This window comes from Neptuniibacter sp. UBA6509, from assembly GCA_002435145.1.
Lineage (GTDB): Bacteria > Pseudomonadota > Gammaproteobacteria > Pseudomonadales > Balneatricaceae > Neptuniibacter.
Genome location: DJLT01000024.1, coordinates 10,104 through 32,757 on the forward strand (window position 1 = coordinate 10,104; position 22,654 = coordinate 32,757).

At 41.3% G+C, this 22,654-nt stretch carries 19 protein-coding genes; 14 read left to right on the top strand and 5 right to left on the bottom strand.

Annotation, left to right across the window (positions count from 1 at the left end; genetic code table 11):
• Nucleotide 1: 1 nt before the first annotated feature.
• Complete coding sequence (locus B4K11_RS03315; protein ID WP_292959229.1) at nt 2–391, top strand: pilin; 390 nt, start codon at nt 2–4, stop codon at nt 389–391.
• 62 nt (nt 392–453) lie between these two features.
• On the top strand, nt 454–795 hold the full coding sequence (locus B4K11_RS03320; protein WP_292957097.1) for a hypothetical protein: 342 nt from the start codon (nt 454–456) through the stop codon (nt 793–795).
• Between the two features lie 103 nt (nt 796–898).
• Here the strand turns inward: B4K11_RS03320 and nadC are convergent, their stop codons facing one another.
• Nucleotides 899–1,744, bottom strand: a complete 846-nt coding sequence (gene nadC / locus B4K11_RS03325) for a carboxylating nicotinate-nucleotide diphosphorylase (RefSeq protein WP_292957094.1) — start codon at nt 1,742–1,744, stop codon at nt 899–901.
• Nucleotides 1,745–1,868: 124 nt separating this feature from the next.
• On the opposite strand from nadC, the gene ampD reads away from it, so the two are divergent.
• Nucleotides 1,869–2,417, top strand: coding sequence for a 1,6-anhydro-N-acetylmuramyl-L-alanine amidase AmpD (gene ampD / locus B4K11_RS03330; RefSeq protein ID WP_292957091.1), 549 nt, complete (start codon nt 1,869–1,871; stop codon nt 2,415–2,417).
• A 52-nt stretch (nt 2,418–2,469) separates the two neighbouring features.
• Here the strand turns inward: ampD and B4K11_RS03335 are convergent, their stop codons facing one another.
• Nucleotides 2,470–3,180: a 16S rRNA (uracil(1498)-N(3))-methyltransferase gene (locus B4K11_RS03335; RefSeq protein WP_292957088.1), complete on the bottom strand. Its 711-nt coding sequence runs from the start codon at nt 3,178–3,180 to the stop codon at nt 2,470–2,472.
• Nucleotides 3,181–3,395: 215 nt separating this feature from the next.
• Between B4K11_RS03335 and B4K11_RS03340 the strand changes: the two genes are divergently transcribed.
• The 7 genes from B4K11_RS03340 (at nt 3,396) to phbB (ending at nt 12,285) form a co-directional block, all read left to right on the top strand.
• Nucleotides 3,396–4,793 carry a DUF4856 domain-containing protein gene (locus B4K11_RS03340; RefSeq protein ID WP_292957085.1) on the top strand — a complete coding sequence of 466 codons (1,398 nt, stop codon included), beginning with the start codon at nt 3,396–3,398 and terminating at the stop codon, nt 4,791–4,793.
• 164 nt (nt 4,794–4,957) lie between these two features.
• Nucleotides 4,958–5,854, top strand: a complete 897-nt coding sequence (locus tag B4K11_RS03345; RefSeq protein ID WP_292957082.1) for a sterol desaturase family protein — start codon at nt 4,958–4,960, stop codon at nt 5,852–5,854.
• A gap of 96 nt (nt 5,855–5,950) precedes the next feature.
• Nucleotides 5,951–7,003, top strand: a complete 1,053-nt coding sequence (locus B4K11_RS03350; RefSeq protein WP_292959230.1) for a Fe(3+) ABC transporter substrate-binding protein — start codon at nt 5,951–5,953, stop codon at nt 7,001–7,003.
• 102 nt (nt 7,004–7,105) lie between these two features.
• A complete protein-coding gene (locus B4K11_RS03355) occupies nt 7,106–8,761 on the top strand; it encodes an ABC transporter permease (protein ID WP_292959231.1) in 1,656 nt (551 codons plus the stop codon).
• A gap of 4 nt (nt 8,762–8,765) precedes the next feature.
• Nucleotides 8,766–9,887, top strand: a complete 1,122-nt coding sequence (locus tag B4K11_RS03360) for an ABC transporter ATP-binding protein (protein WP_292949829.1) — start codon at nt 8,766–8,768, stop codon at nt 9,885–9,887.
• 107 nt (nt 9,888–9,994) lie between these two features.
• A complete protein-coding gene (locus B4K11_RS03365) occupies nt 9,995–11,329 on the top strand; it encodes an MATE family efflux transporter (protein WP_292949831.1) in 1,335 nt (444 codons plus the stop codon).
• A 206-nt stretch (nt 11,330–11,535) separates the two neighbouring features.
• On the top strand, nt 11,536–12,285 hold the full coding sequence (phbB, locus tag B4K11_RS03370; protein ID WP_292949832.1) for an acetoacetyl-CoA reductase: 750 nt from the start codon (nt 11,536–11,538) through the stop codon (nt 12,283–12,285).
• 110 nt (nt 12,286–12,395) lie between these two features.
• Here the strand turns inward: phbB and B4K11_RS03375 are convergent, their stop codons facing one another.
• Nucleotides 12,396–15,242 (bottom strand): DUF349 domain-containing protein, encoded by a 2,847-nt coding sequence (locus B4K11_RS03375; RefSeq protein WP_292949834.1) that lies wholly within the window; start codon nt 15,240–15,242, stop codon nt 12,396–12,398.
• Nucleotides 15,243–15,638: 396 nt separating this feature from the next.
• On the bottom strand, nt 15,639–16,064 hold the full coding sequence (locus B4K11_RS03380; protein WP_292949836.1) for a YchJ family protein: 426 nt from the start codon (nt 16,062–16,064) through the stop codon (nt 15,639–15,641).
• Between the two features lie 128 nt (nt 16,065–16,192).
• On the opposite strand from B4K11_RS03380, the gene sbcB reads away from it, so the two are divergent.
• Together sbcB and B4K11_RS03390 are read left to right on the top strand one after the other, a co-directional pair.
• Nucleotides 16,193–17,659, top strand: a complete 1,467-nt coding sequence (gene sbcB, locus B4K11_RS03385) for an exodeoxyribonuclease I (protein WP_292949838.1) — start codon at nt 16,193–16,195, stop codon at nt 17,657–17,659.
• 61 nt (nt 17,660–17,720) lie between these two features.
• Complete coding sequence (locus B4K11_RS03390; protein ID WP_292959232.1) at nt 17,721–18,119, top strand: hypothetical protein; 399 nt, start codon at nt 17,721–17,723, stop codon at nt 18,117–18,119.
• A 98-nt stretch (nt 18,120–18,217) separates the two neighbouring features.
• Here B4K11_RS03390 and B4K11_RS03395 read toward each other — a convergent pair whose 3' ends face one another.
• The gene (locus tag B4K11_RS03395) at nt 18,218–21,082 is read right to left on the bottom strand and encodes an insulinase family protein (protein ID WP_292949842.1); all 2,865 of its coding nucleotides are present in this window, start codon (nt 21,080–21,082) and stop codon (nt 18,218–18,220) included.
• Nucleotides 21,083–21,323: 241 nt separating this feature from the next.
• Between B4K11_RS03395 and B4K11_RS03400 the strand changes: the two genes are divergently transcribed.
• The gene (locus tag B4K11_RS03400) at nt 21,324–21,707 is read left to right on the top strand and encodes a DUF6394 family protein (RefSeq protein WP_292949843.1); all 384 of its coding nucleotides are present in this window, start codon (nt 21,324–21,326) and stop codon (nt 21,705–21,707) included.
• A gap of 38 nt (nt 21,708–21,745) precedes the next feature.
• On the top strand, nt 21,746–22,654 hold a 909-nt coding region (locus tag B4K11_RS03405), incomplete at its 3' end, for a potassium channel family protein (RefSeq protein WP_292959233.1).

The window sequence follows — 22,654 nt, forward strand, 5'->3', positions numbered from 1 at the left end:
AATGATCGTTGTTGCGATTATCGGTATTTTGGCGGCGATTGCATTGCCTGCTTACCAGACATATACGCAGAGAGCGAAATTTACTGAAGTAGTAAATGCTACTTCGTCGATAAAAAGTGCATTTGAAGTGTGTTATTCAAAAGAGGGTACATTTACAGATTGTGATGGGGATAATGATAATACAGTAAGCGCCGCTCTGAGAGGCTCTGCGGGTGGTGAGTATGTAGCTTCTGTAGCGTTGAATACAACTGGTTTAATTAGTGCAGTTGGTTCAGGTGCCGTGGGTGGTATTTCTTATCTGTTGCAGGCTGTAAGTACTGCTGGTGGTCAGGTAACATGGCAGGTTGATGCAGGTAGCTCTTGTATTGATGATGGCTTGTGCGACGATTAAAACTGTAATTGTATTTAAAAAGCGCATTTTTGCGCTTTTTTTATGCAAAAATGTGAAATTTAATGAAACGAACCATAATAATTATTCTAATCGCCGCCTGCGTGGGCGTAACTTGGTATATTGCTAACTCTACTGTTTCTTTAACACCGCAGGCTAAAATCGCGGTCGAGAACTCATTATTAGATCTAGAGGAGTTTCCAGCACGGCCAGTGTGGTGGCATGATGATTCCGTGTTGGCGATAGGGGTGGTAGAAGGACAGACTAATCCACATCATGCAGCAGATAAAGCGTGTCAGGTTTTAAAGTCTAAAGGTATTACGACTGTTGCTGTCGAAGTTTATGATGTTGTATTAATTCAGAAAGAAGATGATTGGAAAGAGTTGGCTGCAAGTCAGTGTCAATAACATCCAAAAAATTCTGAGTTATATAACTGAATATTTTAAAAGGCTAAACGTTTTTTGCGTTTAGCCTTTTTTATTGCGCGTTAGCTAAAATTTAGGAAGGTGATTAGTCTTCAAGTAAGCGCATAGATAGATCAATTGCTTCACAGTGCTTTGTGAGTGCGCCGATGGAGATGTAATCTACGCCTGTTTCAGCGATCGGTAGAAGGGTTGCATCGGTAATACCGCCAGAGGCTTCTAATTTTGCAATGCCGCGAGTGATTTCAACCGACTTCCGCATATCTTCTAAAGAAAAGTTATCCAGCATAATGATGTCTGCGCCAGCATTAAGTGCCTGTTTCAGCTCGTCCATGGTTTCGACTTCAACCTCAACGGGCTTTCCTGGCTCATTAACTTTGGCGGTGCTGATCGCTTCTTTAATACCGCCACACGCCATAATGTGGTTTTCTTTGATGAGGAACGCATCAAATAGACCTATACGGTGGTTAAAGCAGCCTCCACAAGTCACGGCATATTTTTGTGCGAAGCGAAGGCCAGGAAGCGTCTTTCGGGTATCAAGGAGCTTTACGTTCGTGTTTGCGACTTTGTCAGCATAAAATTTACTCACTGTGGCCGCCGCCGAAAGGGTCTGTAAAAAGTTAAGCGCCGCTCTTTCTGCGGTTAGCAGATGGCGAGCTGAGCCTTTAGCGTAAAAAAGAACTTGGTCTGGCTTTACAAGATCACCATCGTCAACTTGCCAATCTAGCGAAAGTGAAGGATCGACCTGTTTGAATACTTCATTGACCCAATCAATACCGCAAATGACAGCTTCCTGTCGGCTAATAATTCTAGCGGTTGCTGTTTGTTCTTCAGGAATAAGCTGCGCAGTGATATCCCCGCTACCAATATCTTCACGCAAAGCATAAGCGACTGCGTCTGGAATAAGGTGTTGTATATCTGCGCGTTTCAACATGTTAATTTCCTGATGATAATGCGATAAACAGAGGGCTGCCCCTGTTATTATTGCGAGTAGAGAATGGATTACTATTTTATAGATGACAATTCTAGCGAATCTAGGCTATAGCGGATAGGGGATCATGGTTGTAAACAACGAAAATGATTGGTTGGCGGTTGCTGATAGGGTTTTATCACCCAATTTTAATGATCGGCCTGAAGGGGCTGGGATCTCTTTACTGGTTATACATAATATAAGTTTGCCTCCAGGGCAGTATGGTGGAGGTTATATTGAGCAGTTTTTTCAAAATCGTTTACCCGTGGCAGAGCATGAGTTTTTTGACAGCATAAAAGAGTTACAGGTATCAGCGCACCTTTTGATTGAGCGCTCAGGTCGAGTCGTACAATTTGTACCTTTAACAAAGAGAGCATGGCATGCCGGTGTGTCGTGTCATGATGGCATTGAAAACTGCAATGACTTTTCAATCGGTATCGAGCTAGAAGGTACTGATCATCAATCATTCACCTCTGAGCAATATGAGAGGCTGGTGGCTATTACAAAAGATATTCAATCTAAGTTCCCAGCAATTAAGGCGGGTCGAATCGTCGGGCATTCAGATATTGCGCCGGGTAGAAAAACAGATCCGGGTCCCGCCTTTGATTGGGATAGGTATCTAGAAAAGTTGAGCTAAAATTGGGTTGTAGTGCTAGGTGTAAAGCTAGGTTGATTCTTGATTTAGTTTTTTAAATTGGAAATAACCGAGAGAGTAGAGCAGGGACTGCGTTTTCCACCCTTAAAATACGTTCACCAATATGAATGGAGTCAAATCCACACGCATTTAGCTTTTCAACCTCGTACGGGATAAATCCGCCTTCAGGGCCAATAACTAAGGTTGTTGGGATATCTTCAGCCTGCGGGCATGGGGTAGCATTGTATGGGTGCGCGATCAATGCTCTTGTATTCTGCGCTATCTCGGGCAATTCATCTTCTACAAACGGTTTGAATCGTTTCCTCAAATAAACATTTGGCAGCAATGTGTCACCGGCCTGTTCAAGGCCTAAAAGTAGATTTTCTTCTATTTGATGTTCAAGTATGGGGCTGCCCCAATAGCTTTTATCTACTCTATAGGAATTGATAAGGTACAGCTCTTTTACACCCATTGCAGCGACAGTTTGCAGGATTCTTTTTAGCATTTTTGGCCTCGGAAGAGCGAGCACTAGAGTCGTAGGAAGTGGTGAAGGGGAAGGTTTATTGAGATTGATCTTGAGCTCGACACCTGAATCGGAGAGTTCAGTTACGATCGCTTCCCCTATCATCCCGTTGATTAAGCCGATTTTTAATGAATCACCTATTTTAGGTTTATGAATGTTGTAAATATGCTCAAAACGTCGATCACTCAGTTGAGCGAGAGTGGGTGATTTAAAGTCGTTTTGATTGAGAAGGATAAGATTCATATATGTCAGCTGTATTGGCTCTATCAGGATGAGTGATTGATAACGAGGTTAATTTTATAGAGCAAAATTAAATGATGCGAACATTAATCTGGATCAACTATTGATGATCTACATCTAAATGAGAATGTTTATCGGTAGTATTCTCTTTTGTGTTGTGTTAACTTGCTGCTTAATTTCTGAGTAATCGTTATCTAAGAGTTTTGAAGGGGTATTCCGTGAAGCTTAATCTTCTTGTTTCCAGTATGGCTATCGCAGCTGCGATGAATGTTAACGCAGCGCAAAATTATGCTGATTTTCCTGTAACGGTTAAAGCTTATGAGGGTGATGCTAAGCACTCCGTTTCCTATGGCGGACAAGCTGCACGTCAAGTTTTACACACATCTTTAAAGACATTGTCCGGCCAGGGTAATGGCCAAGAAAATGCTGAACTAAAAGCAAAAATGCTTGCTTACTTTGAAGGCAAAGCTGAAGGCCGCGCTATTCTTTCTCCTGTGAGTAAAGGTGGCTTTGTTGTTGCTGAGAACAATGTTGATGTTTTGTCTAAGGAAAAAAACTTAGCGGGTAAAACTTACAAAGGGGCCGTGACTGGCTGGCCGGGTGGTATGACTGGTCCTGAAGTTTTAGGCTTCATGATCGACAAAGCATCGTCCGCGAACAAGGGTTTTGATCCGCTAACGGGCTATGATTATCAGCAGCTTATCTCTAAATTTATTATGGGTGCTGTTTTTTATAACCAAGCGGTTGATAACTATCTGGATGAAAAGTTAGACGCTGACACTAAGCCTAACGGTCAAGCGTATAAGCCTGGTAAGCCGTACACAGGTAAGGAGCATGTTTGGGATGAGGCTTTCGGTTACTTTGGCGGGCCGGCAAATACACTTAATCTGAGTGCTGAAGATGTATATAACATCGCTAAGCAAAAAGAGGACGCTTTAGTTTTAGCTGATTTCAATAAAGATGGTAAAGCTTCTTTATACAATGAGATGACTTATGCGCACGCTTATTATGCGGCTGGTTTTGATAAAGGTGGCAAAACAACTTATCTACATAACATTGTTCAAGCTTTTGTAGATGGTCGTTTATTGCTTACTGAAGCAAAAGGTGTAAATCTAACAGATGCGCAGCGTACTGAGTTGAAAGGCTATGCAGCAACTATTGCAGATAACTGGCAAATGGTGATTGCTGAAGCTGTGTTTAAGTATGCAGGTTCTACTTATAAAGACTTGCAGAAGTTGAATAAACTAATTGAAACTAATGGTGACATTGCTGCCGATTTCCGTGCTTATGCTAAGCATTGGGGAGAGTTGAAAGGTTTTGCGTTAGCGCTTCAAACAGGTAATGAGAACCTAGGCGAAACGGCGGTTAAACTTAATCGTTTGATCGGCTTTAGTCCGGTTTTACTAGGCAATACTCAGGTTATTGGAGTCGATTCAAAAGGTAATTACATTCAAGCTTCTTCTGCTGATATGAAGCAATATATGCTGCATATGTTGAAAGTTCAGCAGCTGATGGTTGATCAGTTTGGCGTTAAAGCGCGTAACAAGGATGTATTGGCTGATATGGGTGATTTGGCTGGTAAGCTAAGCTCCGGTGGCTATGTAGAAAATGATTAATCTTTATTGATTAAATTGAACCGGTCTTCGTAAGGAGACTGGTTTTTTTGTTTTAGTTTGTTATAGATGAGTCATATACAATCGAATCACTTGCCTTAGAGTTCTATCAGCAGTTTATTACTACATTTACAGATCCCAAAAAGCGTGTGTTTTATGGGTATCTGTTGATTGGGTTGCTGCTTGCCGTGATATGGTTGAGGTGGAGTGCTAAACAAAACACTCGCGAAGCTTTTAGGGAAATTTTTAGCAGTGAAATTTGGTGGTCTTCTTCAGCTAAAGCAGACTATGCAATTTTTTTTATTAATAAATTAACATTCTTTTTTCTAGCCCCTCTATTGCTCACTCAGCTTGCTGCCGCTACTTGGTTGTTTACGTTTTTACATGAAAGTATTGGCTATCGAACGATTATAGGGGAGAGCTGGCCAGATATTTCAATTATTGCCCTCTTTACACTCTGTTATTTTCTGCTTGATGACTTTGCGCGTTTTTATGTGCATAAGCTATTACATGAAGTGCCTTTCTTGTGGGCTTTCCACAAAGTTCATCATTCTGCTAGAACAATGACTCCAATGACAGTATTTAGAACTCACCCGGTCGAAGGATTGGTTTTTGCTATGAGGTCGGTGATCGTTCAGGCTTCTGTTATGGCTATTTTTATATTCTTCTTTGGCGGTAGGGTTGATCTGTATACAGTATTGGGTGTGGGTGTGTTTACGTTTGTGTTTAACATGATGGGTTCAAATTTACGTCATTCCCATATTGGATTGCGCTACTGGGGTTGGTTAGAAAGTATTTTAATCTCACCTGCTCAGCATCAAATTCATCATTCTGTAGAGCCGAAACACTTTGATAAAAACTATGGAGTTATTTTGGCTATATGGGATCGTATGGGAAAGAGTTTAGTTAAGTCATCTAAACATGAGCGGATTGAATTTGGTTTGTCTAAAAAAGTGCTTAAAGGTGAGCAAAATATCATATTTATATATTTATCTCCTTTTAGAGAGGTAGCTATGATTGCACGTGAGTGTATTCAATATTTTAAATCGGTCTTTAAGTCTTAACTATTTAGTAGATATATATCAATGATAACGGTTATCGTTTATGATTGAATTCGTATTTCATTAAATTAACATGTTGCGTAAGTTGTAGGTTTGTCCATGAATAGAACTGCTTTAGGTAAGTTATTTGTTGCGGTAGGTGCTGCCGCTGTTGTTTCCGTTTCAGCGCTATTACCTACGTCTGTTTTTGCTGAAGAATCAGGCTTGGTGAATGTTTATTCTGCTCGTAAAGAAGCACTTATAAAGCCATTGTTTGACCGCTTTACCCAAGATACAGGTATTACGGTTAATTTAGTTACAGGTAAAGCAGATGCGCTTCTCAAGCGTCTAGAAGTAGAAGGAAGTGCATCGCCTGCGGATCTTTTTGTAACGGTTGATGCAGGTCGCCTACACCGTGCAAAAGAAGCGGGTGTTCTACAAGTGGCGAAAAGCGCAGTTTTAGAAGAACTCATTCCAGCTAATTTAAAAGATAGGGATGGATATTGGTACGGCATGACTCAGCGTGCACGTACAATTTTTTATGTTAAAGGGAAGGTTGATCCAGCTGAATTAACTACCTACGAAGATCTGGCCGATCCTAAATGGAAAAAGCGAATTTGCGTACGCTCATCCAGTAATATCTATAATCAGTCTTTAGTTGCTTCTATGATTGATGCAAACGGTGTTGAGGCTACAGAAGTTTGGGCAAAAGGGCTCGTAGCTAATTTTGCTAAGCCTCCAGCGGGTGGAGACACTGATCAGCTGAAAGCCGCTGCTGCAGGTGTGTGTGATATTGCTATTGCAAATACATATTACTTTGGACGATTGTTGAAAAGTACAGATGAGGAAAGCCAGGCTGTTGCGTCTAAGTTAACAGCTTTTTGGCCAAACCAAACTGATCGCGGTGTTCATATGAACGTCAGCGGTGTTGGTGTGACTAAGCATGCGCGTAATTTAGGAAATGCTGTGAAATTGATGGAATTCATGGCCTCTGATGAATCTCAGGCTTGGTATGGTGAAGAGAATAATGAATACCCAGTCGTATCGGGTGCTAAAGTTTCTGATGTATTGGACGGCTTAGGGCAATTCAAGGCTGATGATATTGATTTAAGTAAATTGGGTGAAAATAACCGCGCTGCTGTTGAACTAATGGATCGCGCGGGCTGGAAATAACCCTCTTTTATTTGCTGCCATTATGGCGATAAATGTTAGAATACGACTCCCGAAACGTTGGCATACTATTATGTCAGCGTTTTATGTTTTTGAGCTAAGTTCATGTCTGTAGTTAAAACATCAAAACGCACTAACCGAATCAGTGGACTCTCTTTGAGTTCGTTGTTAATCGTGTTGATCCTAGCATTACCCATTGCGGTTATTATTGGGTTTGTCTTTAAAGGTTCTGTTGATGTTTTCTCCCATTTATACGATACCGTTTTAATTGATTACGTTACAAATTCACTTCTGCTTATGTTCGGTGTTGGGGCGGGAGTGCTTTTACTTGGAATTCCGACCGCTTGGTTGACCAGTGTCTGTGATTTCCCTGGCAGGAAGATCTTCGCATGGGCGCTTTTACTCCCACTGGCGGTGCCAGCTTACATTATTGCTTATACATACACTGGTTTACTTGATTATGCGGGGCCTGTTCAGGTTGCCATAAGAGAGATCACGGGTTTGGGTTATGGTGAGTACTGGTTTTTCGAGATACGCTCCCTTCCGGGCGCGGTTGTGATGCTAGCGTTAGTGCTTTACCCCTATGTTTATTTGTTGAGTCGAGCGGCCTTTCTTGAACAATCTGCGAGTACGCTCGAAGTGAGTCGTACTTTGGGATACAACCAGTGGCAGGGGTTGTTTAAGTTGGCGTTGCCACTCGCTAGACCCGCGATTATTGCAGGTTTAACTTTAGCGTTGATGGAAACACTTGCGGATTATGGAACGGTTCAATACTTCGGTGTGAGTACCTTTACTACAGGTATTTTTAGAACATTTTATGGATTTGGTGATTCAGCCGCTGCGGCTCAGCTAGCTGCTTTTCTGTTAGGTTTTGTCGCTTTATTGGTTTTGGTAGAAAAATATTCAAGGCGAAAAGCGCGCTATCACTCGTCTGCAGAGTACAAGGCAAAGGCTAAATTAATTCCTTTAGCTGGTTGGAAAGCGGCGATGGCCTATTTCATCTGTTTAATTCCGGTATTGTTTGGTTTTCTAATTCCTGCAATTCAGCTCGCTTATTGGAGTTTTACTCAAGCCGATTTATCTGACGGGGCTTTTGCGCAATTGGCTTGGAACTCGTTTTACCTAGCGTTTCTAGCGGCGTTGATCGCTGTAGGTTTTGCTTTGATTCTGGCTTATGCTAAGCGTTTGAATCCTCGGAAAATTGTCAGTTTCTCTGTAGCAACTGCCGGAATGGGCTATGCATTACCTGGTACGATTATAGCTGTGGGGGTTATTATCCCATTTGCTTGGTTAGATCATCAACTTATCGCCCTTGCCTCGAACTGGTTTGGAGTTGATCTAGGCTTAATTCTTTCAGGTACGTTGGTAGCGCTTTTGTTTGCGTATACGGTTCGTTTTTTAGCGGTTTCGCTTGGCGCTGTACAAAGTGGTTTAGATAAGATTAAACCTAGTTTAGATGGCGCAGCTCGGACTCTAGGTTCGACTCCACTTCAAGTGTTAAGGCAGATCCATGTACCGTTAATGAAGAGCTCTGTTTTAACAGCCTTGCTCATTGTTTTTGTGGATGTTCTTAAAGAACTTCCGGCAACACTTATTTTACGACCATTTAATTTTAATACGTTGGCGGTTAGGGCATTTGAATTAGCTTCTGACGAACGTTTAGTTGATGCAGCGCCTGCATCGCTGCTTATCGTTGTGGTTGGATTGCTCCCCGTGATTTTGTTGAGTCGCTCTATAGCTAAAGGGCGAACTGGAAGTTAAATTTATGAATAAAACAAACCACCTCACCATTGATAATGTGACATTGGCTTATGGCCAAGAGGATATTGTACATAATGTGTCTTTATCCCTTAGTAAAGGTGAAATAGGGTGTTTGTTGGGACCTAGTGGCTGTGGGAAATCGACACTATTGCGTTCTATAGCGGGCTTTGAGCAAGTAAAGACCGGTACGATTAAGATGAAAGACCAAGTGCTCTCAACAGTTGGTAAGACTCTGCCAACTGAAAAGCGCAATATAGGGATGGTTTTTCAGGATATTGCTCTTTTTCCTCATCTGACTATTGCGGATAACATAACCTTTGGTATTAAAACTTGGTCTAGAAAGGATCAGAAGGTTCGAGTAGAAGAGTTGCTGCAGTTGGTCGGTTTGCCAGAAGTGGAAGAGCGTTATCCGCACTCACTGTCTGGAGGGCAGCAGCAACGTATTGCGTTAGCGAGGGCTATGGCGCCTAAACCTGATTTATTGTTACTCGATGAGCCATTTTCTGGTTTAGATGCAAATCTAAGGGAAACCTTAGTGCCTGAAATTAGAGATATTCTAAGAAAAGAAGAGATGAGTGCAATTCTGGTTACCCATGACCAGATGGAAGCATTTGCCATGGCGGATAAAGTTGCTGTTATGCAGGCTGGACGTATTCAGCAGTGTGGTTCTGCTTTTAACATCTATCATGAACCCAAAACTCGTTTTGTTGCTGATTTTATTGGCTTAGGCGAGTTTCTTAAGGGCTCAATTAAAGATGAATATTCTGTCGATTCAGTATTAGGTTGTTTAGTTGGAGATGAGCCTTTAGGTTACGCTCCCGGAACGTCTGTTGAATTATTGATACGCCCTGACGACATTCAGCATTGTGAAGACAGCCCTCTAACAGGGCGAATTGTGAGTAAGTGGTTTAGAGGTTCTCACTACCTTTATCATGTGCAGCTTGATAATGAAGAGGTGCTGCCATGTATTACCGCTTGTCATCATGATCATGATGTTGGTGAGGATCTTGGGATTAGCATTGAATTAGATCATCTAGTTGTACTGCCTATGTGTGACCCCGAAACAGGGGTGTGTGACCTCCAAGAAGCGGAAGTGGTTCAAGCTCAAGCTATTTCGCTTAAATAGCCATCTTTTAGAACTGCTTTTTAGTTTCTTTATATTGAGTTCAGTGACATTAGGTTGCTAGGGTTGTTAAGGTAGATACTCTCTTGCCTTTTTAGCTTTGGTGCTTCATGTCTGCTTCCCCTAATCTTCTTACTGATGATATTAGGCCTACCTTAGTGCGTATGACAATTCCTATGATGTTAGGAATTGTCAGTCTAATGCTGTTTAATTTAGCTGATCTGTATTTTGTCAGTCGTTTAGGTACAGATGCTTTAGCTGCTCTCGGTTTTACGTTCCCTGTTTGTTTTACTGTTATTAGTCTTGCGATAGGCCTTGGCATTGGCACTTCGGCTACACTCGCACGTCTGCTGGGTGAAAAGCGGCGCAAAGATGCTAGTTCCCTTGCAACAGATAATCTTCTCATTGTGTCTATTTTAATGGTTTTGATTAGCTTCCTGTTTCAATTACTTATTGAGCCTGTTTTTACTCTTATGGGAGCCGCTGATGAGCTGATGCCGTTGATTAATAGCTATATGGAAATATGGTTATTTGGCTCGATCTTTCTTGTGATTAATATGGTGTGTAATGCCTGCTTGCGTGCCACGGGTGATACTAAAACACCCGCACTAATTATGGCTGCGTCCTCCCTTCTCAATTTTATTCTGGATCCTATCTTTATTTTTGGTTTCGGACCTGTTGAGGGACTAGGGATTGAGGGGGCGGCCATTGCAAGCGTGATCGCTTGGTCTATCACTACTGTTTTTGCAATTAAGGTTCTATTTGTTAAAAAGCGACTTTTGGTTAAACAGCAGTTCAATCTTGTTCGCTTAAAAACACATTTTTTTAGTGTAATGAAGATTGGCTTGCCTGCCGCTTTGTCGAATATGATGACGCCAATTGCTCAGGCAGTTTTAACCTATCTAGTTGCTCGTCATGGCCCTGAGGCTGTGGCTGCATTTGGGGTAGGGAATCGTATTGAGTCTCTAGCACTATTAGTATGTTTAGCATTGTCTATGACGCTCCCGCCACTAATTAGTCAAAACTATGGTGCGGGAAATATTGAGCGGGTTAAAGCAGCCTATCAGTTGGCTATTCGTTTTTCTCTTGTTTGGCAGGCTTTGGTGTTTGTTGTGCTGCTTTTGCTTGCTGAACGGGTATCTGGGCTATTCAGTGACCGTGATGCTGTTAAATCATTAATTATTTTATGGATTTTTATTGTCCCGTTAGGCTTTGCTTTTCAGGCGGTAATCTTCCTGACAGTATCAAGTTTTAATGCACTGCATCACCCATTCAGGGCCATGCAAATTAGTGTGGCTAGATTGTTTTTGTTTGCGTTGCCTTTAGCGTGGATAGGATCTTATCTATATGATTTGAAAGGGATGTTCGTGTCGTTAGTGATATCTAATCTATGTGTTGCTGTGTTTGCTTGGGGAGGAATGAATCGCTATCTAGAAAAGCGTTAATGCTGCATGTGCGTATTTATACTTTAGTGCCTAGTCTAACGAATTATAAAATTTCTACATTAGTTTTATCTTAGCCTGTTCAACCAAAGTCATATTAATATCTATGCATGGATGGCATTATGATCAAGTTAAGGCAGTTAAATAGCCTATTCGATAATAATAATAGATAAAAACTAAAGTAAATATACGTTATAAGGGGATAAAGCATGAGTCAAAAAATTGCACTCGTGACTGGCGGTACTGGTGGTCTAGGTACTGCGATTTGCCGTACGTTGGTGGATGAAGGTTTTCGTGTCGTAGCTGGTTATAACAGTGGCGGTAATCATGATAAAGCGAAAGCTTGGCAGGAAGAGCAGAAGAAAGATGGCTATGATATTTTAGTCTCTTATGGAGATGTGACTAATGCTGAGTCATGCGCTCAGTGTATTGCGACTGTTGAGGAGTTAACGGGTGGAACTGTTGATATTCTTATCAACAACGCAGGTATCACTCGTGATGGCCAGTTTAAAAAGATGAGCTGGGAGCAGTGGGATGAAGTAATGAGCGCTAACCTAGATTCAATGTTCCATATGACGCGATTGGTCATCAATGGAATGGTTGATAATGGTTGGGGCCGTGTTATCAATATCTCATCAGTAAATGCTCAGAAGGGTCAGTTTGGTCAGTGTAACTACTCTGCTGCTAAAGCGGGTATTCATGGCTTTACTAAAGCGTTAGCTCAAGAGGTTGCACGCAAGGGTGTAACGGTTAATACCGTTTCTCCTGGTTATATTAAAACAGCCATGGTGGCAAAAATAGCTCAGGAAATACAGGATCAGATCTGTGCAGGTATCCCTGTAGGCCGTTTTGGTACGCCTGAAGAGATTGGTCGTATGTGTACATTCTTATGCGATGATGAATCTGGCTACATCACAGGGGCAGATATGTCCGTGAATGGTGGATTGCATATGTCTTAACGACATATAGGCATAAAAAAACCGCGAAAGCGGTTTTTTTATGCCTGCTTGTTACTTATTTACTAACAGGTCTGTACATATATAGCTTGAGATTATGTCGTTTGCTCAGCTTAATAAACCGCTTCTAAATGATTTTCAAATCGTTCATTGAACTCTTCAAAATGAGCCGCAAAAGGGATGCATAGCCACTCTTGTTCTAATTGCTTAATTTCAGCTAGGTTAAATGCTTGGGTTTGTTCAGCTAGCGCTTGTTGCAGGCGCTCCATCTGATATTCCATGCGAAGTGCCTGGTCTGTAAGTGGAGATGGCTGTGATGATGCAATTTCTAGGCGGATACAAAGTGTTCTAAGTTTTTGTTCCTGCCTGCTGAGTGTGTTTTCGAGTGCATCGGGAGTCTTAGCTATGGCCACTAGCGTTGAGAAGCGTTCAGTGATTTCTTCATCTAGTGGGTGAGCACTCTGAGGCTCATCTTCCCAAGCTTGTTGGATTGCGCTAAGAGCGTCTGAGCTGCATTGGTCTAAAATGGCGTGTTCAAGTTGTTCACAGATCGCTGCTTTTCGTTCTAAAGCTAAATAGGGTTCTGTTTGGAATGATTGTAGAAGTTCCTGCAGCTGCTGTAGGTGAGCAATGCCTTTTTTAACAGCGTTCTTATTTGTGTCAGGGACTAAGGCATTTTGACCATCGAGTTCATTGATAAGCGATTGTGCTTGATGAATTTCAGTTTCTAGTCGGCTGATGCTACAGCTTGAACTAATTATCTCTTCAATGTTCAAGCATGCCTGATCTAGCAAAGGTAGGATCGAGTTATGAGCTGTATCAGGTTGTTTACCTTCGTAAAATGATTCAAAAATATGGCTACAGTTTTCTCTGAATTGATTCCATAACTTACGCTCTTGATTACGCGGTGCTGGACCGATTGTTTTCCACTCTTTTTGTAGCTCTTTAACGCTATTAGTTGCGTCAGAATAATCGCTAGAGTTGCGTAATTCTGTAGTCTCGTCAATTAAACGCTGCTTTCTAATGGCGTTATCTGCACGAAATGCCTTAAGTGGTTCATCACAAATGGATAGGATCGCATCGAGCCTAACTTGAAGTTTTTTACCTGGGGCGCGATCGACGGGTGAAAATGTTCGCCAATCTTGCTTTGCTTGACGGATTTTATCTTCGTATTCTTTCCACTCTTCAGCATTAGAGCTAGAGGGCACGGTTAAACTTTCAAGATTTGAACAGATAAGTTCTCGTTCTTGAAGGTTGTTTTGCCGTAATTTCCTTTGCTCTGAAAAGTGCTGATCACAAGGGGCGTAGGCAGCGTCAGATGCTTTCTTAAAGCGCTTCCACAGTTGCTGAGAGTGTACTGAATCGGTTGCATCCAAAAGCTTCCACTCTTTTTGAATTCTACGAACTTGATTAGCTCTCTCTTGCACGGGAAGTGTTGATTCAGATAATGCTTCCATCTCTTGGCATAAGGTTTCTTTTTTAGGTGTGACAGCATATGCCTGCCATTCGCGTATTTCTTGGAGCTCGGCATGAAGCTGTTTTGCTTTAAGATCTAGATCCGTAGGTAGGCTGCCATTAAGGCGTTTGCTTAGTTGATCAACTTTTTTGATCTGTTTGTCAGCAGTACGAATTTCGCCTTGCTTAATGGATATTCCTAGGTTTTCTAAGACAGTTTTTAAATCATTATGTAGTTGATTTAAATGGTTGTCTTTATGTTCTAGTTTCTTTTGTACGTTTGCTATAGCTGTATCTAGATCTATAAGGATCTTTTGCTTTGGATGTGAGGTCGGCCAGTTTAGCTTGTTAATAAAGCGCTTACTTTTTTGTAGTTGCTTAGTAAGTGATTTAGGTTCTACTTCATTGTTTGATAGCTGGATTGTTAATTGTGTGATTAGTTCAATGGAATCCGTCACAGTTTTATAACAATCAAGTAAATGGTTTAACTGGCTTTTGATCTTGTTATAGCTCTGCTGTTCTTGCTTTGAATAGAATGGACTTAAGCTGGTCCATTGCGTATCGATACTCGCCAGCTTATCTTCCAGTTTATCTAGTTCATCTTGATTTAGTGAAGCGTTAGTACTTTCTTTCAATACGCAAATTTCAGAATAGAGTAGGTGACTTTTTGTCATCTGCTCTTTTTCGTAGGCTGCTTGTTTCTCGACTTCTCTAATACGTTTAGTTTCAGCGATCACTGTATCGCTGCATTTTTGTTGATGTATTTGAAAGAATGAACGTTGCTCTTCGCTGGCACTACTAGATAAAGGTTTCCATTCGCTCTCAACGATCTCAAGTTTAACGATGAATGAAGAGCTAAAATCAACAGTGGAAAGTTGTTCTATTTTATCTATGAGCTGTGCAATTTTTTCTTTACGCGCGCGCTCAGCAGCTTCGTTATCACTGATAACTTGAAGGCTTTCTTTGGCTGCTTTAAATACACCTTTATCTCTGTTTCGCGCTGTCTTGCAGAGAGTTTCTAAGGCCTCTCGAGACGATATTCGTTGAGCTGCAGCAATGCGGTCGGCTGCACGTTGACTTTTTTCAGCAATGACTAGCAGGTTTTGGCAATCGCTTAACTGGTTTATAGCCTGAATACGCAATCTCTCTTCATTACTGTTGAGAGCAATATGTGTCAGCAAATTGCTATCGTTCAAAGCGGACAGTGCCGATTGTTTCTCTTTTAATGTGCAATCAGAGTCAGAACTCAGTATTAGCTGGCTAATACGGTGTAAGGATTGTTGTTGAATAGTTTCAGGTTGCTGTTCGCTGATTTGGATCAGCAAAGCTAAATGGGTTAGTTTTTCAATGGCAGCAAGACGAACGAGTTCATCCTTATCTTCCAAAGCTAGTTTGGAGAGAATGGATTGAGTATCTGCGTCAGTTGCACGTAACTTTGCTATCGCTTTAAGACGTTTATCTGATTTGCTGTGTTGCCAATTGGGCTTAAAAAATCTAGCTAACATATCTACCTAAACAGATTTGGCGAAGACATATATTTAGATGGAGTCATCGCACCTTAGTGGGCATATTCTAACTCAGAAATTGAGTGCTTACAGCGTTGACATTATACGAAAAGGTCTAAGTAGAACTAATTTGTTACATAATGCGAGAATTGATGTTCCGAAATTGCCGGTATATAAGGCTTTGAGATATAAAGGGGTGTGTATGAATTTCTTTAATAATATATAACCACGGCCAAAATCTGTTACTGAACCCAAAAAGCATTGGCGAAACCCTTAAAGCAGAGTGAAGCTGAAGTCATATTAGGTAGCTACACTTTGCTTTAAGTGGGGCATTAAAAGATAAGTCTCTTTACTATTTTTAAAATAACATTCTTTAAAATAACATTGTTGCTGGAGTTAGGTTCTAATCTCTACATCCCCATCAACATATAGCCAAAAGCCATTTTCTTTTCTGAAATTTGATTTCTCATACAAAGTACCGGATTGTTCATCCGTTTCAAAGGCTGCTTCAAATTCAACAGTACCTTGTTCATCTGAACGGCCGCCTAGATCTGTGCTCAAAATCTTTAATCCGGTCCAGTTGGTATATTTAACTTGATCATTCAGTATATCAGCGTCATCTTCGCCTCTCTTTTCAGGCGCAGTTGTGTTGATTAAGTAATCAACGGCACCTAAAGCGAATGCGGTATAACGCGATCTCATTAGCGTTTCAGCAGTGGGAGCTGATTTCTGACCTTGAACGATCGGTTCACAACAATAAGTAAATGGCTTACCTGAACCACATGGGCATGCTTTATTAGTGACTTCCTGATCATGAGACATGGATGAACCCTTAACCGTGAAATGTTAATCTGGAATAGGGTTATTCTATATAATGTTTTTTATAACGGATATAGATCTTAATCAGCTTTTTTATATCTATCAAAACTGTAGGTTTGTAAGGATTAATTATGCCTAAGGCGCCTTTGACTTTTTTTTGGCACGATTACGAAACGTTTGGAATCGACCCTAAGCGTGATTGGCCTGTCCAATTTGCGGGCGTGCGTACAGATGAGAACCTCAATGTTATTGAGGAGCCTATTATGATTTATTGTAAGCCAAGTGATGATCAACTACCTCATCCAGAGGCTTGTTTGGTCACTGGTATTACGCCTCAAAAAGCGATAGAGGAAGGTGTATGTGAAGCTGATTTCTTTGCGCAGATTCATGAGCAGTTTGCTCGGCCGGGAACCTGTGGTGTTGGCTACAATAGTATTCGTTTTGATGATGAGGTGACGCGATACGGTTTGTATCGTAACTTTTATGATCCTTATGCACGAGAGTGGCAAAATGGCTGCTCTCGCTGGGATATTATCGATATGATGCGTTTAACACGGTCCTTGCGTCCCGAGGGCATTAATTGGCCTGAATATGAAGATGGTACCCCCAGTTTACGCTTAGAAGATTTAACCGCAGCAAATAATATCGATCATGGGCATGCGCATGATGCGTTATCAGATGTTTACGCCACGATTGAAATGGCGAAACTTGTGCGTGATAAACAACCGAAATTATATAATTACATTCAAAAGAACCGTTCAAAGCAAGCAGTACAGGCCCAATTAGATCCTATCTCTCATAAGCCTGTTTTGCACGTGTCTTCACGTTATCCCACGCATCAAGGAAATGCAGCAATTGTAGCTCCAATTGCGACGCATCCTATCAATAAAAATGGTGTATTGGTTTGGGACCTAAGAGTAAACCCTGAGCCATTAATAAGTCTGTCGGTTGAAGAAATTCGTAGAATTTTATACACCAAGCATACAGAGCTAAAAGACTCTGATCCTAAAATTGCGCTTAAACAGATACATGTGAACAAGTGTCCTATTGTTGCCCCTGCTGGTATGTTAAATAGTGACGAGGCTGCGCGACTAGAGATTGACGGTGATACGTGTCGTGCGCACCTTCAGATGATTCGAAGTTTTACTGGGCTTTCAGCAAAAATTGCCGATATCTATAGTGAGAGTCCCTTTGAAGCTGATAGTGACCCGGACATGATGCTTTATAGTGGTGGTTTTTTCTCCGCCACTGATAAAAAGTTGATTGAGCGGGTGAGGGCATCGAACCCTGTTGAGCTTTCAGAGCTTGATCTGCCGTTTCAAGATGTACGGCTAGAGGAGATGCTGTTCCGATATAAAGCACGCAACTGTCCGTCAACTTTGACATCTGAGGAACAGATGCAGTGGGAAGAGTATAGGCGAGCTAAACTGATTAATGGAGAGGGAGGGCATTTGAAAATGGAACAGTTTTACGAACGTTTAAATGAACTTTACTCACAGCAAGATTTAGGTGAAGAGAAACGGCATATTCTTGAAGAGCTTGCTGTTTATGCAGAGGCGGTTTATCCAATGGAAGAGTCTTTTGATGACGCCTTTTAGGCAACATATATTGTTGAGTTTGGTTTTGATTTCTCCTTTGCTCCAAGCTGAGGAGGAAACAGTGATGCCGATTAAGTATGAGGTCACTGCACCTGAAGGATACTTTTATGGCACCGTTGATGGTGAGACAGCTTATAAGGATTGGCGCCGAGGTTCCTTTGATAAAGAACGTATGACTGAAATCAAAGCAAGGGACCTGCCTAATGATCTGCCTCCACCGGTTATTATTCCTTATACAAAACCGACTGTTAAAGAAGTTCCTGTTGGGAAGCCGAAAACACCTCCATTAAAAGGCGAAGATAAGATCTTTGTGACTATTGGTAAAGATGAGAAAAAAGCACGTTGCTTTTTGCTAGGGGAAGGGTGCGACGAACTGGTGAAACCTGAAGAAAAAGATTCGATCTACTTTAGGCCGATTGAAGCACAGGAGAAAAAAAGAAAAGTCATTCAGGCTCAGTAATTGCTGCGCTTTGTTATTCAGCTAATCGGTTGATTGTTAATTACGGAAGTAGAAATAAAGTAGACAAAGGGTGGACCCCTTTATCTACTTTTTAACTTTTAAGCGTCCGGTACGGTAACCCCATCTTTTTTAAGTTTAGAGAATATCTCGCTGACCTTCTCATCGCTTAGTTGATTCTCTTGTGTTTGGTTAGAATCAAATTGCGTCCCAGTACTGCTCACAGTTAGGCGGCGAGTTTTAAGAGTTGTGAACGCACGTTGCACATCTGATAACATCACTTTCTGCACACGATCTGCTAAACGTTCCCGGGTATCAAAATGTGTTTCTCCCCAATCCAATTCACGCCAATAACGTTTTGTTTGGGTTGATAGTTTATTATCCTTTTTCAGAACTCGAGAGATAACGCTTCGCTTGAACTTTGAAAGTTTTTCAGGGCTTACAGCGAGTAACTCCTTTTCCCATTTATTTAAAAACTCATCGATATTATTTTCCAGTGCGTCAGCATCGACTGCTGGTGATTGCACAATAAAGGCGATAGCAGGCGTTTTATTCATCTGAAGAGGGGAGGCAAAAACGATATAACCTAACTGCTTTTCAGTTCTTATTTCGTTATAGAAAGGTGTGGCCAGAATCTCTGCGACTAAGGACAATTCAGCACGGGCCTGGATACTATTGGACTCCCCTTGAAGTAGTAAACTAATTGCTGAATCATTGTGGTTGATTATTAATGTTTCTTTTAACGCGTCATTTTTAGGGATTTGAGCAACGTGAATCTCAGGTATGGGAAGTACTGATTTGTTCACTAATGCATTTTTAACGGTCTGCCCCATCTTTAAAGAGGTGTCCCGATCTAAATTACCATGAGTCAAAACTTTCAGACTTGGTGATGCAATTAACTGCGATGAAAATTGTTTTAGTGATTCTATATTGATATGACTGAGAGCCTCAGTTTGCTCTTCGTTATTCCACTGAGGAAGTAAAAGTTCGTAAAGGCGAGCTGTGGTTTGATTATAAGGCTTATCTTTTAAAGCATTAACTAGGCCGTCGGCATATTTTTGCTTGTAAATATTAAAGCGGACTTCATTAAAATCTGGATTTTTAATGGCGTGTAAAACATCAGAAAGCAAGAGGTCTAGTTTGTCATTATAGCCTGATAATCTAACTGTAAACCCTTTTAGATGTGGGTAAATTTGTGTGCTTAAGCCCGCTAAATAGGCATCGTATAGTGTCTCATTTAGCTGCTCTTGTAACATTTGGGTATAGAGCTTATTGAGGACCCAGTTGTTCGGGGTTTGGTTAGCAATAGGGCTTTGTATTGTAAAGTAGAGGTCGGCTTGAGGAATATTAAAACGTGTTTCAGTTTTATGCCAGAGACTGAAACCTTTAGCTGAATCAATTTGAGTAGGTTTCTCTTCGGATTTCTCGGTAGCGATAAGGGAAAGATCTTCCGCAATAAATGGATTTTCTTTACGAATAGTTAGAGCTGAATTGATCGAATTAACCTTCAGTGCGCTAAGGGTCTTAGAAGAAAGCTTAGTGACAGAATAGGGCGCGTTGTAATAAGGCTCAATCTTCTCAGTCTGTGGCTTATTTGATTTAAGGCTAATAAATAGGTTATCAGGAGTTAGTTGGTCTAAATAACTACGGATCAAAAGTGGATCAAAATTGTCGAAATGATAATCTGCTGATATAGCCAGCTCGGTTGGATAGTGTTGCATCTGGCTTGATAGACGGCTTACCAAGTGTATTGGCTCTGCTTGCTCTTGAAAGCGAAAACTGATCTCACTGAGCTGCTTTTCCTCATTATAAAGTGACTCTTTTATCCCTTGTTGTTTCAGTAGCTCGATATATTGGAATACAGCCTGTGTGATCTTTAAATACTCCTTTTCTCCCTCTTCTGTGAGCTGAATATTGACCATAAAGCTCGCTTCGTGGGCTAAATTATGCCCTTGTGAGGCGGATAGAGAGGTTGCCCAGCCTTTGGTTTTTAGAAAAGAAAGTAAGCTGCCTTCTCCTTCATAACCCATAAGGCTGCTTATGTAATATAGGGGTTTAGCTTTCCAATGAGAGCGTGTTTCATTTGTAGGAAAGGTGAGAGTGAGTGAGTGAATATCTTTTATGGTTTGAATATTTACTTGCTGAGGTAGCTGATCTTCATTGAATAGTGGTTCATTTGTCTTAAATGACGTGGCCTCATGATTTTTAACCGCTGCAAATTTACCTATTACCATCTCTTCTAACTGTTCTAGAGGCTCTTTACCTAAAACAACCAGCGTCATGATATTTGCGGAGTAATATTGATTGTAAAATGCGAGTAGATCCTCGCGAACTCTACGCTCGTCATTATTTACTAAGGTGTCTAAATTGCCCACCGCAAAACGATTGTAGCTATTCTTTTGGTTCATTAGCTGCTTAGTGATTGCATAACTACGGCGGAAATCATCTTTGATTTTTGCTTTATATTCGGAATGTACAGCGTGACGTTCGCGGTCAACATACTTTTCATCAAATAAGGGGGAGATAAAAAATTGTGCAAAGCGGTCTAGAGCGGGTTCTAAATTATCGGCACTGATATCAAAGAAGTAATTGGTGTTTTCTTGTGATGTATAAGCATTATGTCCGCCTCCATGAGAACTGATGAATTCCTGATATTCACCTGCTTTTGGATATTTTGCTGTTCCTAAAAAAAGCATGTGTTCAAGAAAATGAGCTAGGCCTGCTCGGTCTTCCGGGTTGGCACTAGAGCCGACGGCTACGTTCATCGAGGCAGCGGCTTTGTCTGCTGCTGGGTTAGAGATAAGTAAAACCCTAAGTTGATTTTCGAGGGTGATCGCGGCGTATTCTTTAGGGTCTACCGGACTTTTTTCTACGGCAGCGAAAAGAGTATTTGAAAGTAATAGAGTGAATACTAATGTGATGGATAATAGAGGCTTGTTCACTCGTTTTTTTGCAGCTAATAACATCTGATGGGCCTTAGTTCTGGAACACAAAGAAAGTCTATTTATAGCTATTAGCAATTTAGCTAAATGGATAACACGACGTAATAAAAGTAATAGCTTAATAGAGTGACAAAGAATAACGGCTAGGGTTCCAGCTGTGAAGCAGGTTTTTTGATGGGCTTCTTAATATGGAACAATGGAAATAGCTGTTCCCAATGTTACAATCATCGACACTATATCCCGTTCAGCTAGTAGGAAGGACACTATGAACAAAGAGAAGGTCATTTTCGCATTTTTCATTGTGTTAGCTTTAACACTGAATTTTGGTTTTTTCTTAGGTGATATTAGCAATCCTTTACATCACAATGTGTATGAATATTTTGCTGCATTAGTTGTCAGTTTGATCTGTACGGTTATCAAATTCGGTGATCGTACTCATCTTGGTGCACTGATGTTGGCAACATCACTGGTCGCTGATTTGCAGCTGGTAGTGGGTGCTGGAATTTGGGGTTATGCGGAGCAGATTAGTGGTGTCGGTATGGACCCGTCGAATATGTCGAGTGTTGTGTCATTAAGTGGCGGTGCTTTATTAGCTAATATCATCTCTGTGATTTTGCTGGTGGTTGAAACAGCGATGCTTAGACGTTAACCGTTTAGTTTCTTTTGGACAATACTTGAGCATCCACGATGAATAATGTCATCTATTTGTTTCTACGCCGCTTAAGAGTACCGTTCATCACCTTAATCGTTATCTATTCGGTATCGGTTTTGGGATTTGTACTTATTCCTGGTATTGATGATCAGGGTAATGAGTACCGTATGGATTTCTTCCATGCGTTTTATTTTGTTTCTTTTATGGGATCGACTATTGGTTTTGGTGAGCTCCCTTATACCTTTACACCGGCTCAACGTTTGTGGACGTTGTTGTGTATTTACGCAACGGTTATCTCTTGGCTTTATGGTATAGGTACAGCGCTTGCTTTATTGCAGGAGCCTATTTTTGGGCGCATGTTACGTCGCCGCTCTTTTATTGCCACCGTTAAACAACTTAATGAGCCGTTCTATCTGATTTGTGGTTTTGGAGTCACAGGCAGGGTTGTTGTAAATCAGTTAGTGCGACGAGAAATTAGGGTGGTTGTGCTGGAAATCGATCAAGAGCGAATTGATGCGTTGGAAATGGATGAGCTTCCCGTGTCTGTTCCAGCGCTGTGTGCAGATGCTTCACTACCAGATCTTTTAGATGCGGCGGGGCTGCAGCACCCTAAATGCATTGGTGTTATGGCGTTAACCAATAATGATCAAGTTAACTTATCTATTTCTATTGCTAGTAAGTTGCTTTGCCCTGAACGAATGGTTATTAGTCGAACGGAATCTGATGTTACAACAGCTAATTTACAGTCGTTTGGTACAGATTTAGTGATTGACCCTTTCAGAACATATGCGCAGTATCTATCGTTAGCTGCACATGCTCCCTACATGCATCTGGTTTATGACTGGATTCACAACCCTTTTCATCGACCTCTTTCCAGTGTGTATCAACGGACTAAAGGGCGTTGGATTATTTGCGGGCATGGTCGGTTTGGGCGTGCGTTGTAT

Excerpts from the sequence above, each read along its gene's own strand:
- B4K11_RS03335 (WP_292957088.1), bottom strand. The coding sequence starts at position 3,180 with ATGAATCTTATCCTTCTCAATCAAAACGACTTTAAATCACCCACTCTC.
- B4K11_RS03350 (WP_292959230.1), top strand. The coding sequence starts at position 5,951 with ATGAATAGAACTGCTTTAGGTAAGTTATTTGTTGCGGTAGGTGCTGCC.
- nadC (WP_292957094.1), bottom strand. The coding sequence starts at position 1,744 with ATGTTGAAACGCGCAGATATACAACACCTTATTCCAGACGCAGTCGCT.
- B4K11_RS03375 (WP_292949834.1), bottom strand. The coding sequence starts at position 15,242 with ATGTTAGCTAGATTTTTTAAGCCCAATTGGCAACACAGCAAATCAGAT.
- B4K11_RS03395 (WP_292949842.1), bottom strand. The coding sequence starts at position 21,082 with ATGTTATTAGCTGCAAAAAAACGAGTGAACAAGCCTCTATTATCCATC.
- B4K11_RS03315 (WP_292959229.1), top strand. The coding sequence starts at position 2 with ATGATCGTTGTTGCGATTATCGGTATTTTGGCGGCGATTGCATTGCCT.
- ampD (WP_292957091.1), top strand. The coding sequence starts at position 1,869 with ATGGTTGTAAACAACGAAAATGATTGGTTGGCGGTTGCTGATAGGGTT.
- B4K11_RS03320 (WP_292957097.1), top strand. The coding sequence starts at position 454 with ATGAAACGAACCATAATAATTATTCTAATCGCCGCCTGCGTGGGCGTA.
- phbB (WP_292949832.1), top strand. The coding sequence starts at position 11,536 with ATGAGTCAAAAAATTGCACTCGTGACTGGCGGTACTGGTGGTCTAGGT.
- B4K11_RS03360 (WP_292949829.1), top strand. The coding sequence starts at position 8,766 with ATGAATAAAACAAACCACCTCACCATTGATAATGTGACATTGGCTTAT.
- B4K11_RS03380 (WP_292949836.1), bottom strand. The coding sequence starts at position 16,064 with ATGTCTCATGATCAGGAAGTCACTAATAAAGCATGCCCATGTGGTTCA.
- B4K11_RS03365 (WP_292949831.1), top strand. The coding sequence starts at position 9,995 with ATGTCTGCTTCCCCTAATCTTCTTACTGATGATATTAGGCCTACCTTA.
- B4K11_RS03400 (WP_292949843.1), top strand. The coding sequence starts at position 21,324 with ATGAACAAAGAGAAGGTCATTTTCGCATTTTTCATTGTGTTAGCTTTA.
- B4K11_RS03355 (WP_292959231.1), top strand. The coding sequence starts at position 7,106 with ATGTCTGTAGTTAAAACATCAAAACGCACTAACCGAATCAGTGGACTC.
- sbcB (WP_292949838.1), top strand. The coding sequence starts at position 16,193 with ATGCCTAAGGCGCCTTTGACTTTTTTTTGGCACGATTACGAAACGTTT.